We start from the raw sequence: 17,433 nt of genomic DNA, 5'->3' as shown, positions 1-17,433 counted from the left end.
AAATGAATAGTTTAATTGTAGGCCTTGATGTTAGCTCATCGTGGTGCGATGCCGTGTGGCTAGAATTTATGCCAGCGGGTGCGTTGCGGGATTTTTACGAGTCTCCCGCATTTGCTGAGTGCCACCGAAAGCTAGAAGCAAATGCAAAGTCTATCCAGTTTCTTGTGTCTTTGGAGCCGTCTGTGGTGATATTAGAGCCGACCCGAACTTATAGCAGATTCTGGATTGACTGCTTACATCGGGAGGGAATCCCTGTGCTGAAAGTAGATCAGACGATGATTAAGGACACTCGGAAAAGCTATGGGGGAACGTCTAACAAGTCTGACCCCTACGATGCTTTGCTCATGGTTGCCACATACTTCCAGCATTACCAAATTGCCTACGATCGCAGGTATTGGGTAAGGGAGCGGCCGCCAGAAGTAGCGAAAATTGAACAATGCCTAAGAGATATTGGGTCATTCAACAAGCCCCGCACCCAAACGATAAACCAAGCCAAGTCTCGACTGGTCTATGAGTTTCCAGCCAAAGCAAAAGTTAGAGTTAAAAAAGAATCTGGGAAATTAGACCCGGACAAACTGCCTGCGTGGTGGGGTTGGGCTTGTGGCTGGACTTCCCAAGGTAGTTGGGAAATTCCCAAAGGGATTAAAACCAAGTTTGACAATGAATACGCGAAGGCGATCGCGGCGGGGGAAGGCACGGGGATTAGTGAAGTAACAGCGCGACTAGCCCAACAGATTTGTATGTGGCATCAGTCAGAGGCAATGGTAGAGCAAGAGCTACTAAGCTATCTGAACCTACCAGAGTTTGATTGCTACCATCGGGTGTTTGACAAGTTTGGTTTTGGCTGCCGGGAACGAGGCTGGCTACTTACTCGGTGCGTTCCGTTTGATGAGATGTTTAAATGCCTTCCCAAGTCTAAGGCTATGAGACGATTTCGACAGCTTTGTGGTTTGGGGGCTACTCAAGTGCAATCTGGAAAGGCTGATACTCGTAGTAGTTTTACGGGAAGTAAAGAGACGCGATCGACCTTGCATCAGTTTGTTGTCCGGGCAATCGAGAGGGGGACTCATCGCGAACAGAAACCGGGTGGGGGTGCGATCGCGACAACCCCCTACGATTGCCTACCAAAATCTCCAGAGGCTCATTCGCTTAGAGTTTATTGGGTAACTAGAGCATACCACAAAGGGAACAAAGTTTCTGGGGCGGCGCTCAAGGCTGCCAGGAATGCCACATCCAGAAAGCTGGCTGAGACTTACTTTGTTTAAGGCTCTGTGGGATATGCGGTAATAATCCCCATAGAATTAGCTTAATTGCCCTGTACCCCGATCCAATTCCCTAGGTCGGGGTTTTTATTGGTGAAAGTTTGGGAATAAGATAGAACAACCGACGACCAATCAGAGTGAGGATTTAGGTATTGATTGCGTGGGGGTCTCCACGGAGCCAGATTAATAAAGGTAGGAGTTATCAATTAGGGGATTTGTTATATGTTGTCAGCAATTCTCATTTTGGAAATTCAACTGCTATCGGGTGGGATGTCTAACTCGAGACCCTCAAGCATAAAGGTCAGAAGGTGGTCCCAACTGTCGAAGTACAGTCTGGGTAAGCGCGCGCAAATCATTAAAGAAGGTTTGGCGCTTCGGTAAGTGCGCTCGTAGCAACTGGTACTTGTTATCGAGCAACTCCTGCAGGGTGTGGAAGAGCAGCGAGAGGATGTTGATGGTCCGGAGCAAGGAAGAAAGATGCTGCTTGCCATGGCCAAAATTGTGTTCGAGATGGTAGCCCTTGGTCTTGAGAGTGTTGTTGTTCTCATTCTCAACTTTCCAACGAGTCCGCCCGGCCCGAACCACCTCGGCTACATTCTCATCGCTGAGAGGATAATTCGTGGCCAAGGAGTTGTGATAGGTTACCTGGCCATCAGCGGTGGTGACAGTAAGTTCGCACCAGTTAACCAACAGGACCTCATCGCTATCTTTGAGGGGGACTCCGTTGAGATAGCGGTAGGTATAGGTTTTCTCGACTTTACCAGTCCACTTCTTGGTCGTGAGGGTCGGGAGTTCGATGCCCTCTAGGTGTTCATAGAGGGTAGTATGAGACTCGGGGCGACAGACGACGATGAAGTTAAGTTGCTGCTCTAAAAACTGCTGACACAACGGTTGGTGGCAATAGAGGTCATCCCCTCAAACCGTGACATTCAAAGCCCTCAAGCATTGTTCTTGCCTCGATAGCCAGCGTTTGGCGGCGGCATTCTCACAGTCTTGCTTATCATGACCATCTTGGGGCACGATAAATTCGGGGACTAAGGGAATCACATGATTCTGTCCCGGACAGACGATGACTGGAGTGACAACACTATGGAAGTAATGGGTTTTTCCTGACTTCTGGGTGCGCGTTGAACAGTGGGGACAGTGAATTTGGTCGGAACTGAAGTATTCGGTGCCATCCAACGCGACTAATAGACTGTCCCCTAGGCAACGGAAGTCTTCTAACTGCCCCTGGGCTTCCAAGACTTGTAGGATATCCTCAAACACTGGAAACAGGTGCTCTGGGGACACGGCATCTAATAAGTCCCGAATCTGGTTATCACAGGGAATTCGATGAACTCCAAACAGACTTTGGGCATTGCTCTTGCCTTTACTCCCCTCCATCAGACGTTGATAAGCCAGAAACGACGGAGTTTGAGTAAAAAACACACTAAACGCACTTAAAGCGGCATCCTCCATTCCATAGCGGCGATTTTTACCCCGGCGCTTGTCCGGTAGCGATGACAAGCACTGGCGGAAAGAACCGACTAGAGTCTCAAAGCCACCTGGCTTTTTCAACGGCTCTGGCGCTCCTGGGTTTCTTAGATGTCATTACGATACAGGGATGCTGGGGACTTGAACAGGTTTTCGCCAAAATGAGAATTGCTGATATGTTGTATTAACCTGATACATTTCAGCTTTTCCATGGCAATATAAGGGCAGGTTCAAGATGGTTAAGCTATCCTCCGCCCTAGGGTTTCTATGGTTGGTTTCTAACTATCATCTCTAGTTTCTTCAGAAGAACCGGGGGAAGATTGATAAAGGTTATCTAGCTGAGTTCGCGCATCTTGGACTGAGAGGGAACGCATCACCAGCAAAGGTTCTTTGAGTACATTTCCTGACTCATCTAGTAATTCTGGATGGATGTTCTGGTAATTTCGGGAATCCGCTGACCTAAAGCCACCCGCCGAGTGAGAATTATAGCGCTGAGAGTCCATACCAACAGTCAACAGGCTACGAATTAAATTGCGTACTGCTATAAATGCCAGAGTGGTAAAAGCCAGAATATAAAGCAGATGTAACATGATTTACTCCTTGGGGTAGGGATAATTGATGAAAACTGGGCCTTGTTAAAAGCTAATGAATCGAGGCTAAGATTTTGTTCTATTTACCACAACTTTACCGTAAATTAGGGAGCAACCGCTACAGTTTCTCTAAAAATCGAAACCGGGAAAGGAACAGTTGAGAAAACCTACCTATAGCCTGCGGTCCCTAGAACTTAACTGGGATTTCCATTTTCGATCTGGGGTTTCGATTCCAAACGAAAGCGGTTAGCAATGCGCCAACAATCAGTTAAGAGTTGATGCCACGGCATTAGCACCTTCATTTCAATCCCGGCTTGACATCCGGTGGCGTGAAACAGTGTTTTAGCGGTGTTGACCTCTTCCTGGGCTTGTTTAATGCGATCTAGGACTTCTGATTGTTGCTGTTCACTCAGAAAAGGGATGTTCTCAGTTTCCAGGAGTTGTCGCGATCGCCCAAACCAATATTGGAAGTCTTCCAGCATCGGCTCCAGAATTGCCTTGAGCAACTCAGTTTCTGAGGAGTTATGATTCGGCATAGCATCGAGATGAAAGTTTATTAATTAGGGGTCGAGAGTGAAGTCGCCTTCACCCCTCCCATTCAAAACCGTGCATGAAAGTTTCCCTTCACACGGCTCTAGTGGTGCTTCCACATCCCGATAATTGGCATAGACAGGAAAAAACTTCCTGATGTGACGCACGCGCAGACTGCTCCATTGTTAAGGATGCAGCGTTGGCGTTATCGAGCGCCGTCTTATCATCGCGGGTGTGGCGGTGTAATAGCTGAAGGTTCTTGTATTCATCCTTTCCGCCGAGGCTTCTAGGTACAATGTGGTCTACTTCAACTAAGTCTGATGGGGTGAAGTATTGCCCGCACCAGGTACACTTGCCTTTTGGCTTTTTGAGTAGTTTTGCTACCCTGTTTGGCGTGTCGATTGCTTGTCCTTTCCTGGTTGCCCAGTAAGTCCAATTACCGTCATAAAGTGTTGCGTCTGGGCGCACTAGGGTATGTCTGACAATTGGTGTCCAGTTGTTTTTATATAGACGTAACCCGTCTTTGGTTTGGAACATCCATTTTTCATGTCTTTCTTTCCTATTACTGAGCGTGACCGTTCCAGGTCTGAAATAATTACTCAGTTTTTCATGATTTGCCTTTCCGCATCTTGAAACTGTCCATGCCCTTAACATTTGCCAAACTATATTATCTAGTTTGTTGAAGGTTTCGGATGAAACAACCCCTGAATAGTAGTTTGACCATCCCCGAATAATCGGGTTTAATTTGCTAACCAGGGCAGATTGGGGTGTTTTCTTATGTTGTTGAATTACACCCTTAATCACTTCTGTATTGGCTGTAACTGCTTTATTACTGGGTTTGATGAGGGTTATATGTCCGATTAATCGGCTTGCTATCCCACCTGTTTTTCCAGATTTGTATTTTCCTACTGGATATTGCCTGATGTTGAATCCCAGAAAGTCGAACCCTGGTTTCTCAAGTTTTCCATCATATTCAATCGTATTGAGCGTGTGACAGATTCGAGTCTTTTGGGGTTTGATTTCTAGTCCTGTAGGTTTTAACCATTCGGAAATAGCAGTTTTGCACTGTTCAATGATTCCTAAGTCTTTGGATATGACTACAAAATCATCGGCGTATCTTATCAAGTTAACTTGGGTAGCCGTTCCTTTATTAGGATACATTCCTTTAACTAGCCTTTCAATTCCCAACAGTGCGATGTTGGCTATAAGTGGACTTATTACCCCTCCTTGAGGTGTCCCTGCTTCTGTATCCTCAAATACGCCGTTATCTAGCACACCCGCTTTTAACCATTGTTTTAGATCTCTTTTCATGATGCTTGGAAAATGAGTTTTGGACAGTAGATAATCATGGTTCACGGTAAGAGCATTTCGCTATATGTTAGGGGTCGAGAATGGAGTCACCACCATCCCCTCCCATTCAGAACCATACGTGAAAGTTTCCCTTCATACGGCTCCTGGTGTGGATACCCTGTTTTGTCCAAGGAGCAGAATCAACAGACCTGCTTTTTACTTCGATGTTCAGAGCTATATGCAGCACGTAGTCTTTCAACTCGTCCTCGCCATTATACTCTTACTGACCGCAGTATCTATATCCACACCGTGACAATTGGGCATATCCCAACCATGACAATTGGGCTTTAGCTTCTGGTCACATCCTTAGCCCTCTAAGCATGCGCTTACATTTTTCACTACTGCCTTGTGAATTGCATTACTCACTTGTTTATGGGCAGAGCATTAGAGGGGTTACAACGTTCCGATTATATGGGCATTCCATCGTTAGATTTGTCCTATCGACCGGGGTACTTCTAAAGGTCTGTGTGGGTAGAATGCAGAATCCCCCACTTTTCCCCTTGCCCTTTTGGGCGCAGCGTGTCAACCTATTTCGCTGCTCGTGCTTTACGATGGTTCAAGTCGGACATTCGGTCTTCCTAATCATAGATGGTTGGCAGTGGTCGCGTCTTGGTGGTAGGTTCTACCTCACGCCTTCCGTTCCCCGCTTCTATCCTGGAGTTATGATTTCCAAAACTGGGGGTGGCTATCGCCGTTACTCTCTACTCCCTGATTTCTCAGTTCGTTTATGACCTTGAGTTCCCTGCCTTGCTTAGTTACCTAAGCGTCGGGACATATAATCAGTTATGAGGATGCTCAGGAGAGGTCTCCTTATATCCAGATTCGGAGCTGGAATCCTCACCGGGTAGTTATTTCGGGCATTTCAGCCCTATTTCATACCCGAACGTCTCGCACCTGCATCTAAAATGTAGTAACTATTCGTTTTTATGGCAACGTAGATTCTACCAATTGCGTCTTGGGCTGACCTGCCTGGTCTGAACCCATAGCTTGTGCTTTCAAATCTCGCTTCCCATTCGGGTTCGAGAGCCGACTTAACCAAGGCTTGCCTGGCTCTGTCTTGGATTGTGGGTATTCCCAGCGGTCGTTTTTCATCCCTAGCGGGTTTAGGTATCCACACCCGTCGCAGTGGTTTTGCTTTGAGATTTCCTTTGATTCTCTCGGTCATTTCCAGCCTGTGTTTGGGGGATAGCGCTATCACACCATCTACCCCAGCCGTTTTCTTTCCTTGACCCGCTTGGGGGGCGGGTTCATTAAGCTGACTGTTGGCAAGCATGGCTGACCGTGGAACCCACCCCTACAGCCGCACTGCTAGGAGCCGGGCATAATATGATTTCACCAATAGACGTTGCAACCTTCTAGCCTTTGCGTCCTGTCCCGATTTAGCTGCTTGGTATATCCTCTTTTGGAGCTTAAAAACGTACCGCTGAACCTTAGCCCAGTTGATACTTTTCCATACAAACGCACGTCTTAGTAGGTTTCGGTTTTCCGAATCCTTTACCATCTCTCGATTTCGTCATCTTGACTCCTACTAAACTCTATCCTTGCAATCAAACCGTGACCCGTTAGCATATCCCGTCCATTACAGCCGGGCGTTGGCTTTTGGTCACATCTCACCCCCTCAAGGGGGTAGGGTCGAACGAGAAGTCACCTTCCCGAACTCCCATACAAAACCGTGCTTGATACTTTCACATCACACGGCTCCTGATGTGGACACTCCTTGTCATGGGAACAGGGTTACGACCCCCTGCTTTGTAACTTCAACTTTCAGAGCTGTATACAACCACGTAGTCTTTAAACTCGCTCTCGTCATAATACTCCTACTAATCGCAGTATCTATATCCACACCGCGACCTGTGGGCATATCCCCACCATGACAATTGGGCTTGGGCTTCTGGTCGCATCCTAATCCCTCAAAAGCATACGCTTACACTTTCACTACTCCACGGGTACATCCCGCCACTGAGAGCTAATGAGGGGTTACAACGTTCCATCTATGCGGGCATTCCATCTTTAGATTCGTCCTCAGAACCGGGGTACTTTAAAGGTCTGTGCACAACTTTCGTTGTTTTTAGGTAGTTGCATGAGCCCCCTACTTTTCCCCTTGCCCTTTTGGGCGCAGCGTGTCAACCTATTTCGCTGCTAGTGTATTACGATGGTTCCAGCCGGACATTCGGTTTCCCTAATCATGGATGGTTGGCAGTGGTCGAGTGAGAGGTAGGTTCCTCTATTACGCCTTCCGTTCCCCGCTTCAATCTGACGGGTTGTGAATCCTAAAACTGGGGGTGGCTATCGCCGTTACTCTCAACTTCCTGCTTTACTAGATGGGTCACGACTCCATCGTTCTAGCGTTCTGTCTTGACCTTGAGTTTCCCTGCCTTGCTTGGTTGTTGAGACCAAGCGTTGGGACACATAGATAGTTATGGGATGGTCAGCAATCCTATCTATATTGCTATAGCTAGAATGAGACATTCCTTATATTCTACCAAGGGGTATAAGTCCCACTGGGAAGTGATTTCAGGCATTGCAGCCCTATTTGGTCTCCCAAACGTTTCGCACCTTGCGCTTACACTTGTCACTACTGACTACTTCGACCAGATAATCAGAGCCTAAGAGGGGTTAAAACGTTCCGTTTATATGGGCATTCCATCTTTAGATTTGTCCTTTCCACCGAGGTACTTTAAAGGTCTGTGTAGGTAGTTAAAATATCCTCCTACTTTTCCCCTTACTCTTTTGAGCGTAGCGTATCAACCTATTTCGCTACTTTATATTGACGATGGTTCAAGCCGGACATTCGGTTTCCCTAATCATGGATGGTTGGCAGTGGTCTCGATTCTGGTGTTGGGTTACACCTCGGAGCCTTCCGTTCCCCGCTTCAATTCTAGGGTTGTGGGTCCTGAAACTGGGGGTGGCTATCGCCGTTACCCTCATCTCTGTTTCGTCACGTTTCCGTTATGTTAAGAATTGTTACGAAATGTTACAGAGTGTATTGACCTTGGGTTCCCTGCCTTGATTTTGTATCGTAGGATACTAATCGTTGGGACATATAAACAGTTATGAGGATGCTCAGGAGTGCGTTCCTTATATTCAACCAAGGGGTTGAAATTCTCACCAGGCGGTTATTTCGGGTATTGAAACCCTATTTCATGCCTGAACGTCTCGCACTTAGTCAATATATTAACACTCTTTACAATTCTTAACAATTTTCTTAACAAAAGTTTTAGGATATGGTCCCACAAACTGTCAAGATAAATTTGAGCATATCTACCCTAGTTTAGCTACAATAGGCTCATCCGATGGGAAGGCTAGAGCCTGGTCCGATGGCGATCGTCTCCTTCCCCGAAAGGCTTGGAGTCTGGGTCAAGCTGACCAGCAACCTAAGCCGGTACAAACAACCAATTCACAAATTGATGCTCGATGGCTATCGAAAATTCACAGGCAACTTCAGAACAGCCCCAAAAAATCCATCTTCCCAAAACCAGCCAATCTGATCAACTAAAAAGGATTCGCCACACCACTTCTCATGTAATGGCTATGGCAGTCCAGAAGTTGTTTCCCAAGGCTCAAGTAACTATAGGACCATGGATTGAAAACGGCTTCTACTATGACTTTGATAGCCCGGAACCTTTTACGGAACAAGACCTAAAAGCCATCAAAAAAGAGATGGTAAAAATCCTCAAGCGGAAACTACCCGTTATCCGGGAGGAAGTTAGCCGGGAAGAAGCCCAACGGCGCATTGAAACCCTAGGAGAACCCTACAAGCTAGAAATCCTGGCTGACCTAACGGAACCAATTACCATTTACCATCTGGGCGATCAATGGTGGGATTTATGCGCCGGACCTCACGTTGAAACTACCGGAGATATTAACCCAAAAGCGATCGAATTAGAAAGCGTGGCGGGAGCCTATTGGCGGGGAGACGAAACCAAAGCTCAACTCCAACGCATTTACGGTACAGCCTGGGAAACCCCAGAACAACTCGCAGAATATAAACGCCGGAAAGAAGAAGCTCTCAGACGAGACCACCGCCGTTTAGGGAAAGAATTAGGACTATTTATATTTTCCGATCAAGTGGGTCCGGGGCTACCTCTGTGGACTCCTAAAGGTACAATTCTGAGGACAACCCTTGAGGACTTCCTTAAACGAGAACAGGTGCGGCGGGGATATCAACCAGTGGTTACCCCCCATTTGGGGCGGGTCAATTTGTTTAAAACCTCTGGTCACTGGCAAAAATACCGCGAAGACCTCTTTCCCATGATGGGAGAATCAGAGGACGAGGGGTTTGTCCTCAAGGCTATGAACTGCCCCTTCCATGTACAAATTTATAAATCTAGTCTACGCTCCTATAGGGAATTGCCCATCCGTTTGGCTGAATTTGGGACGGTTTACCGCTACGAACAGTCGGGGGAATTGGGAGGATTAACCCGTGTGCGCGGCTTTACCCAAGATGATGCTCACCTGTTTGTTACCCCGGAACAGTTGGATGATGAGTTTCTCAAGGTGGTTGATCTGATTCAGTCTGTCCTCAAAAAACTCAAGTTGGATCAGTCCTTTAAAGCCCGTTTGAGTTTCCGTGACCCTAATTCTGATAAATATATCGGTTCAGACCAAGCCTGGGAAAAGGCAGAAAATGCGATCCGCCGCGCGGTGGAAACTCTGGGAATGAATTATTTTGAGGGTATTGGTGAGGCTGCCTTTTATGGTCCTAAGTTGGATTTTATTGTTCAGGATGCTTTGGAACGAGAATGGCAGTTAGGAACGGTTCAGGTGGATTATAATTTACCAGAAAGGTTTGATCTCGAATATGTGGCCGAAGATGGAACCCGCCAGCGCCCGGTGATGATTCACCGCGCCCCCTTTGGGTCCCTGGAACGGTTGATCGGGATTTTGATTGAGGAGTATACGGGGGATTTTCCCCTATGGTTGGCTCCGGTAATGGTGCGGTTGTTACCTGTTAGTGACGAGTTTTTGCCTTTTGTGGAGTCTGTGGCTGAAAAATGGCGATCGCTTGATATTCGCGCGGAAGCTGATCACAGTCACGATCGCTTGGGTAAAATGATTCGTAATGCAGAAAAGGCTAAAGTCCCAGTTATGGCTGTGGTGGGGGCTAAGGAAGTGGAGTCTAATAGTCTCAGTATCCGTACCCGCGCACTAGGAGAATTGGGGACCTTGACGGTGGCGGAAACCCAAAGCCGACTACAATTTGCGCTCGCTAACTTTGCTGATTTTTAGCCGGGAACGGTTAAAACCTGCTATGATTCAATATCAGGGGTGCGAGACGTTCAGGCATGAAATAGGGTTGAGATACCCGAAATAACCGCCTGGTGGGGACTTCAACCCTTTGGTTGAATATAAGGAACGCACTCCTGACCATCCCCATAACTGTTTATATGTCCCGACGCTTGGAGAAATCTAAGCAAGGCAGGGAACTCAAGGTCATAAACCAACTGAGAAATCAGGGAGTAGAGAGTAACGGCGATAGCCACCCCCAGTTTTGGGAATCATAACCCCAGGATTGAAGCGGGGAACGGAAGGCTCCGAGATACAACCTAGTATCAGAAACGAGACCACTGCCAACCATCCATGATTAGGGAGACCAAATGTCCGGCTTGAACCATCGTAAGAATCAAGTAGCGAAATAGGTTGAAACGCTGCGCTCAAAAGAGTAAGGGGAAAAGTAGGAGGCTCCTTATACTACCTACACAGACCTTATACTACCTACACAGACCTTGAAAGTACCCCGGTTCTGAGGACAAATCTAAAGATGGAAGGCCCATATAAACGGAACGTTTTAAGTCCTCCTGGACTCTGAGTATCTGGTCGAGGTAGTTAGTAGGGATAAGTGTAACCGCAAGTCCTAGAGGATGTGAGATGTGACCAAAAGCCAACGCCCGGCTGTAATGGACGGGAAATGCTAACAGGTCACGGTTTGATTGTAAGAATAGAGTCTAGTGGGTGTTTAAATGACGCAAGCGAGTTGAAAGAAAGGATTCTAGAAATCGAAACCAATCAAGGTTATTGCACAGTGAGGAATGATGAAGAGAACGGAGGAAGTTGTCCATGCTTCAAATAATAGATAAGTAAGCGAATTGATTTGTACAACATCTCAGTGGACTTGGAATAACACAAAGTTTTGCGATGTAGCCTGGCTAAATAGTGCCTCAGACGGCAGTTTTCTCCTTCTACTCTTGTCATAGCCGTTTTGCTGACTAGATGATTGCAATCCTCAATTAAGCAAGGATAAACTTTGTATCCGTCCGTAATATATAGAAAACAAGCCCAGCCCTGAATCATTTGCCATAATGTGGTAAAAGGTGCGAGACGTTCAGGCATGAAATAGGGCTGCCATGCCCGAAATAACTGCCTGGTGAGGATTTATACCCCTTGGTTGAATATAAGGAGCGCACTCCTGACCATCCTCATAACTGTTTATATGTCCCGACGTTTGGAAAAATCCAAACAAGGCAGGGAACTCAAGGTCATGAACCAACTGAGAAATCAGGGAGTAAAGAGTAACGGCGACAGCCACCCCCAGTTTTGGGAATCATAACCCCAGGACTGAAGCGGGGAACGGAAGGGGTGAAGTAGAACCTACTACCAGATGCGACCACTGCCAACCATCCATGATTAGGGAAACCGAATGTCCGGCTTGAACCATCGTCATTATTGAGCAGCGAAACAGGTTGATACGCTGCGCTCAAAAGAGTAAGGGGAAAAGTAGGGTAATCTTTTCATCACCTACACAGACCTTTAAAAGTACCCCGGTGGAAAGGACAAATCTCAAGATGGAATGCCCATATAAATGGAACGTTTTAAGTCCTCCTAGACTCTGATTATTTGGTCGAAATATCAGTAGGGATAAGTGTAACCGCAAGTCTCGGAGGATGTGAGATGTGACCAAAAGCCAACACCCTGCTGTAATAGTAGGGATATGCTAACAGGTCACGGTTTGATTGTAAGGAATAGAGTTTAGTAGGTGTACAAATGGCGATAGCGAGTTTAAAGAAAGGGTTGGGAAAACCAAAACCAATCAAGACTACGAACAACGCATGGAAGACAATCCCATGGACTAAGGTTCAACGGAAAGTATTCAAGCTCCAAAAGAGTATATTTCAAGCAGCTAAATCGGGACAAGACGCTAAGGGACGAAGATGGCAACGTCTATTGGTGAAGTCATATTATGCCCGGCTCCTAGCAGTGCGACTGTAGGGGCGGGTTCCACGGTCAGCCATGCTTCCCAACAGTCAGCTTAATAAACCCGCCCCCCAGGCGGGTCAAGGCAAGAAGACAGCCGGAGTTGATGGAGTAAGAGTAATCTCTCCAAGACAAAGGTTTGAGCTTGTGGAGAACATTAAGGGAAATATCAAAGCAAAACCACTGCGACGGGTGTGGATACCAAAACCTGGCAGGGATGAAAAAAGCTGGAATAGGAATACCCACAATCCAAGATAGAGCAAGGCAAGCCTTGGTCAAGTCGGCTCTCGAACCTGAATGGGAATCGAGATTTGAAGGTACAAGCTACGGGTTCCGTCCCGGACGGTCCGCCCATGACGCAATTGGCAGAATTTATATTGCCATAAATCGAGGACAATATTATGTTCTCGATGCCGATATAGCAAAATGCTCTTACCGTGAACCATGATTACCTACTGTCCAAAATTCATTGTCCAAGTAGCCTAAAAAGAGACCTGAAACAATGGCTCAAAGCCGGCGTGCTAGATAACGGTGTATTAGAGGATACAGAAACAGGGACACCTCAAGGAGGGGTAATAAGTCCAATACTCGCCAACATCGCACTGTTGGGAATGGAAAGGCTAGTTAAAGAAATGTATCCTAACAAAGGAACAACCACTCAGATAAACCTTATAAGATACGCCGATGATTTCGTGGTAATCTCCAAAGACCTAGGAATCATTGAACAGTGCAAAACTGCTATCACCGAATGGTTAAAACCTGTAGGATTAGAGATTAAACCCGAAAAGACTCGAATTGGTCACACACTCAAACCTATTGAGTCTAATGGCAAAACAGAAGAACCTGGGTTTGATTTCCTCGGATTCAATATCAGGCAATACCCAGTAGGAAAATATAAAACTGGAAAAACAGGGGGACGTAAGAGCCGATTAATCGGACATAAAACCCACATAAAACCCAGCCCAAAAGCAGTTGCCCACACATAAGCGATAAAAGGTGTAATTAAACAATCTAAAACTGCACCTCAATCAGCCCTGATTAAACATCTAAACCCGATGATTCGGTGATGGACAAATTATTATTCAGCGGTAGTCTCAACAGAGACCTTCAATAAGCTAGACAACATAGTTTGGCAAATGTTACGGGCATGGACAAAATCAAGATGCCAAAAGGCAAGTTACGAAAAGCTAGGAAACTATTTCAGACATGGAATGGTTAAACTTAGCAATGGGAAAGAAAGGCATGAATCTTGGTTATTCCAGACCAAAGATGGAATCCAATTATGGAAACATAAGTGGACTCCAATTGTCAGACACACCCTAATACGCCCGGAAGCAACACTTTATGACGGAAATTGGACTTACTGGGCAAACAGGAAAGGACAAGCAATCGATACGCCAAATAGAGTTGCAAAACTACTCAAGAAACCAAAAGGTAGATGTACCTGGTGTGGGCAATTCTTTACCCCGTCAGACTTTATTGAAGTAGACCATATTGTACCTAGAAGCCAAGGCGGAAAGGATGAATACAAGAATCTTCAACTATTACATCGCCATTGTCACGATGATAAAACAGCTCTTGATGAAGAGATGATGCTGTACTCTTAACAAGGAGACGGTCAAACTAGGAGCCGTATGAGGTGAAATTCTCATGTACGGTTCTGCTGCTGAATGGGAGGGGTAGACCGTGAGGTCTATCTCGACTCCTAATTCAGCAATGAGCGGTCGCCTATGACAAACTTCAGAATTCCAGGCAGTTTGGTATTCACAACTGTCCAGACCCAGATGGTTTTTTTTGAACCCACAAAAGTCTGAAGCTCATCAATTTGAGCTATTTCAGGAATTTCATAGTTTTCCTCATCACATCTGGGTTTCTGCAACTCTAACCCAGTTAAGTATTGTGTTGTGAGAAATACCAGTGACTCTCTCAATGGCTCGAAATCCCATGCCATTGAGGGACATTTTCACACAAAGCTCTTTGACATCAGAACTGTAACCTCCAGGACAGGGATTTTCTCGAAATTGGCGACCACATTCACGGCACAGGTAACTCTGTTTTCCCTGACGATGACCATTTTTGACTACTTTATGGCTTTGGCAATAAGGACAATCCATCTTGATTTATTTGAGAATATCATTTTCTATTATGCAACACCCAATCAAGACTATGAATAACGTATGGAAAGCTATCCCATGGGCTAAGGTTCAGCGGAAAGTTTTTAAGCTCCAAAAGAGGATATTTCAAGCAGCTAAATCGGGACAGGACGCGAAGGCCAGAAGGTGGCAACGTCTATTGGTGAAATCATATTATGCCCGGCTCTTAGCAGTGCGGCTGTAGGGGCGGGTTCCACGGTCAGCCATGCTTCCCAACAGTCAGCTTAATGAACCCGCCCCCCAAGCGGGCCAAGGCAAAAAGACAGCCGGTGTCGATGGAATGATAGTAATATCTCCAGAACAAAGACTGACTTGAGCGGAGAACATTAAAGGAAATCTCAAAGCCAAAGCACTTAGGAGAGTATGGATACCAAAACCTGGCAGGGATGACAAATGCCCCCTGGGAATACCCACAATCCAAGACAGAGCGAGGCAAGCCTTGGTTAAGTCGGCACTTGAGCCTGAATGGGAATCAAGATTTGAAAGCACAAGCTACGGGTTCAGACCAGGCAGGTCAGCCCAAGATGCAATAGCTCGTATTTTCCTGAGTATAAACCAAGGGGAATACTATATACTAGATGCGGGTGCGAGACGTTCGGGTATGAAATAGGGCTGAAATGCCCGAAATAACTACCCGGTGAGGATTCCAGCTCCGAATCTGGATATAAGGAGGCCTCTCCTGAGCATCCTCATAACTGATTATATGTCCCGACGCTTAGGTAACTAAGCAAGGCAGGGAACTCAAGGTCATAAACGAACTGAGAAATCAGGGAGTAGAGAGTAACGGCGATAGCCACCCCCAGTTTTGGAAATCATAACTCCAGGATAGAAGCGGGGAACGGAAGGCGTGAGGTAGAACCTACCACCAAGACGCGACCACTGCCAACCATCTATGATTAGGAAGACCGAATGTCCGACTTGAACCATCGTAAAGCACGAGCAGCGAAATAGGTTGACACGCTGCGCCCAAAAGGGCAAGGGGAAAAGTGGGGGATTCTGCATTCTACCCACACAGACCTTTAGAAGTACCCCGGTCGATAGGACAAATCTAACGATGGAATGCCCATATAATCGGAACGTTGTAACCCCTCTAATGCTCTGCCCATAAACAAGTGAGTAATGCAATTCACAAGGCAGTAGTGAAAAATGTAAGCGCATGCTTAGAGGGTGAAGGATGTGACCAGAAGCTAAAGCCCAATTGTCATGGTTGGGATATGCCCAATTGTCACGGTGTGGATATAGATACTGCGGTCAGTAAGAGTATAATGGCGAGGACGAGTTGAAAGACTACGTGCTGCATATAGCTCTGAACATCGAAGTAAAAAGCAGGTCTGTTGATTCTGCTCCTTGGACAAAACAGGGTATCCACACCAGGAGCCGTATGAAGGGAAACTTTCACGTATGGTTCTGAATGGGAGGGGATGGTGGTGACTCCATTCTCGACCCCTAACACATAGCGAAATGTTTTGACCGAATAAACCATGATTATCTACTGACCAAAATTCATTGTCCAAGTAGCCTGAAGAAAGACCTGAAACAATGGTTAAAAGCGGGTGTACTAGATAACGGCGTATTTGAGGAGACAGAAGCAGGGACACCCCAAGGAGGGGTAATAAGTCCAATACTCGCCAACATCGCACTGTTGGGAATGGAAAGGTTAATTAAAGAAATGTATCCAAACAAAGGAACAGCTATTCAGGTTAACCTTATGCGATCTGCCGATGATTTCGTGGTCATATCCAAAGACTTAGGAATCATTGAACAGTGCCCCATTGCCATTTCTGAATGGTTAAAGCCAGTGGGATTAGAAATCAAACCTGAAAAGACTCGAATTGGTCATACACTCAATAGGATTGAGTATGATGGCAAAACCCAAGAGCCTGGGTTTGATTTTCTCGGATTCAATATCAGGCAATACCCAGTTGGAAAACACATATCTGGGAAGACAGGTGGGATAGCAAGCCGATTAATCGGACACCCAACCCACATTAAACCCAGCAACAAAGCAGTTAAAGCCCATACAGAAGTGATAAAAGGTGTAATCAAACAACATAAAACTGCACCCCAATCAGCCTTGATTAGTAAGCTAAACCCGATGATTCGGGGATGGTCTAACTATTACTCAGGGGTAGTCTCATCTGAGACCTTCAGAAAACTAGACCACATAGTTTTTGAAATGTTACGGGCATGGACAGATTCGAGATGCGGAATGGCAAGTTACGAAAAGCTAAGAAACTATTTCGGACACGGAACGGTCAAACTAAGCAACGGGAAAGAAAGCCATGAAACTTGGGTATTCAAAACCAAGGATGGATTCACATTATGGAATCATAATGTGAATCCAATTGTCCGACATACCCTAATACGCCCCGACGCCACACTTGATGACGGAAACTGGACCTACTGGGCAACCAGAAAAGGACAAGCAATTGAAACGCCAACAAGGGTAGCCATACTACTCAAAAAGCCAAAAAGCCTATGCGCCTGGTGCGGGCAATACTTCACCCCATCAGATTTAGTTGAAGTAGACCACATTGTACCTCGAAGCCACGGCGGAAAGGACGAATACAAGAATCTTCAACTACTACACCGCCACTGTCATGATGATCAAACGGCGCTAGATAACGCCAATGCTGTATCCTTAACAATGGAGCAGTCAAATTAGGAGCCGTGTGCTGGGAAACTCGCAAGCACGGTTTTGTCTGGGAGGGGGAGATGGCGACATCTCTCTCGACCCCTACTCGGTTCCGGTTCTCCCATGAAGTTTGCATAACCCAATAGTTAACCTAGTTGGGACTAACAGTATTTCCGGGGGAAGTGCGATCGCACCCTCCGGTATCTGCCGATTAACAGTGGGCTATCCCCCACGCCACTCTATCAATA

Annotated in this window: 10 protein-coding genes and 7 pseudogenes; 10 read left to right on the top strand and 7 right to left on the bottom strand. The window is 46.3% G+C overall.

What is annotated here, in order from left to right:
- Positions 1 to 2: 2 nt before the first annotated feature.
- Positions 3 to 1,265: an IS110 family transposase gene (locus tag N39L_RS27400; RefSeq protein ID WP_014276940.1), complete on the top strand. Its 1,263-nt coding sequence runs from the start codon at positions 3 to 5 to the stop codon at positions 1,263 to 1,265.
- Positions 1,266 to 1,550: 285 nt separating this feature from the next.
- Here N39L_RS27400 and N39L_RS27395 read toward each other — a convergent pair.
- The 5 genes and pseudogenes from N39L_RS27395 to N39L_RS33420 all read right to left on the bottom strand — a co-directional run.
- Positions 1,551 to 2,819 (bottom strand): annotated as a pseudogene (locus N39L_RS27395) (ISNCY-like element ISAtsp9 family transposase).
- A gap of 194 nt (positions 2,820 to 3,013) precedes the next feature.
- A complete protein-coding gene (locus N39L_RS27390) occupies positions 3,014 to 3,325 on the bottom strand; it encodes a DUF2973 domain-containing protein (protein WP_006616059.1) in 312 nt (103 codons plus the stop codon).
- 194 nt (positions 3,326 to 3,519) lie between these two features.
- Positions 3,520 to 3,861 carry a DUF2605 domain-containing protein gene (locus N39L_RS27385; RefSeq protein ID WP_006625973.1) on the bottom strand — a complete coding sequence of 114 codons (342 nt, stop codon included), beginning with the start codon at positions 3,859 to 3,861 and terminating at the stop codon, positions 3,520 to 3,522.
- A gap of 169 nt (positions 3,862 to 4,030) precedes the next feature.
- Positions 4,031 to 5,212 (bottom strand): annotated as a pseudogene (locus tag N39L_RS27380) (group II intron reverse transcriptase); the annotation flags it as partial.
- Positions 5,213 to 6,101: 889 nt separating this feature from the next.
- Positions 6,102 to 6,723, bottom strand: a pseudogene (locus N39L_RS33420) (reverse transcriptase N-terminal domain-containing protein); the annotation flags it as partial.
- Between the two features lie 1,897 nt (positions 6,724 to 8,620).
- Here N39L_RS33420 and thrS point away from each other — a divergent pair.
- Positions 8,621 to 10,435 carry a threonine--tRNA ligase gene (thrS, locus tag N39L_RS27365; RefSeq protein WP_006616117.1) on the top strand — a complete coding sequence of 605 codons (1,815 nt, stop codon included), beginning with the start codon at positions 8,621 to 8,623 and terminating at the stop codon, positions 10,433 to 10,435.
- 783 nt (positions 10,436 to 11,218) lie between these two features.
- Here thrS and N39L_RS27360 read toward each other — a convergent pair.
- Positions 11,219 to 11,524: pseudogene (locus tag N39L_RS27360) on the bottom strand (IS1 family transposase); the annotation flags it as partial.
- Between the two features lie 663 nt (positions 11,525 to 12,187).
- Between N39L_RS27360 and N39L_RS27355 the strand changes: the two are divergent.
- The 5 genes from N39L_RS27355 (at position 12,188) to N39L_RS33410 (ending at position 14,004) form a co-directional block, all read left to right on the top strand.
- Entirely contained in the window at positions 12,188 to 12,412 is a 225-nt protein-coding gene (locus tag N39L_RS27355; protein WP_014275810.1) for a reverse transcriptase N-terminal domain-containing protein, read from the top strand.
- A 21-nt stretch (positions 12,413 to 12,433) separates the two neighbouring features.
- Complete coding sequence (locus tag N39L_RS27350) at positions 12,434 to 12,655, top strand: hypothetical protein (protein WP_014275811.1); 222 nt, start codon at positions 12,434 to 12,436, stop codon at positions 12,653 to 12,655.
- A complete protein-coding gene (locus tag N39L_RS27345; protein ID WP_014275812.1) occupies positions 12,615 to 12,845 on the top strand; it encodes a reverse transcriptase domain-containing protein in 231 nt (76 codons plus the stop codon). The genes N39L_RS27350 and N39L_RS27345 overlap by 41 nt, the downstream gene beginning before the upstream one ends.
- Positions 12,835 to 13,383 carry a reverse transcriptase domain-containing protein gene (locus tag N39L_RS33415; RefSeq protein ID WP_014275813.1) on the top strand — a complete coding sequence of 183 codons (549 nt, stop codon included), beginning with the start codon at positions 12,835 to 12,837 and terminating at the stop codon, positions 13,381 to 13,383. The genes N39L_RS27345 and N39L_RS33415 overlap by 11 nt, the downstream gene beginning before the upstream one ends.
- Positions 13,384 to 13,533: 150 nt before the next feature.
- On the top strand, positions 13,534 to 14,004 hold the full coding sequence (locus tag N39L_RS33410; RefSeq protein ID WP_014275814.1) for an HNH endonuclease: 471 nt from the start codon (positions 13,534 to 13,536) through the stop codon (positions 14,002 to 14,004).
- A 104-nt stretch (positions 14,005 to 14,108) separates the two neighbouring features.
- Here the strand turns inward: N39L_RS33410 and N39L_RS27335 are convergent.
- Positions 14,109 to 14,511, bottom strand: a pseudogene (locus N39L_RS27335) (IS1 family transposase); the annotation flags it as partial.
- A gap of 31 nt (positions 14,512 to 14,542) precedes the next feature.
- Here N39L_RS27335 and N39L_RS27330 point away from each other — a divergent pair.
- From N39L_RS27330 to N39L_RS27320, 3 genes and pseudogenes are all read left to right on the top strand, one after another.
- Complete coding sequence (locus tag N39L_RS27330) at positions 14,543 to 14,734, top strand: reverse transcriptase N-terminal domain-containing protein (RefSeq protein WP_014276936.1); 192 nt, start codon at positions 14,543 to 14,545, stop codon at positions 14,732 to 14,734.
- Between the two features lie 21 nt (positions 14,735 to 14,755).
- A pseudogene (locus N39L_RS27325) lies at positions 14,756 to 14,997 on the top strand (HNH endonuclease).
- Between the two features lie 1,006 nt (positions 14,998 to 16,003).
- Positions 16,004 to 17,215: pseudogene (locus tag N39L_RS27320) on the top strand (group II intron reverse transcriptase); the annotation flags it as partial.
- Positions 17,216 to 17,433 lie beyond the last annotated feature (218 nt).

It is taken from the genome of Limnospira platensis NIES-39 (assembly GCF_026000695.1).
Lineage (GTDB): Bacteria > Cyanobacteriota > Cyanobacteriia > Cyanobacteriales > Microcoleaceae > Limnospira > Limnospira platensis.
This window is presented reverse-complemented; position numbering and strand designations above follow the sequence as displayed.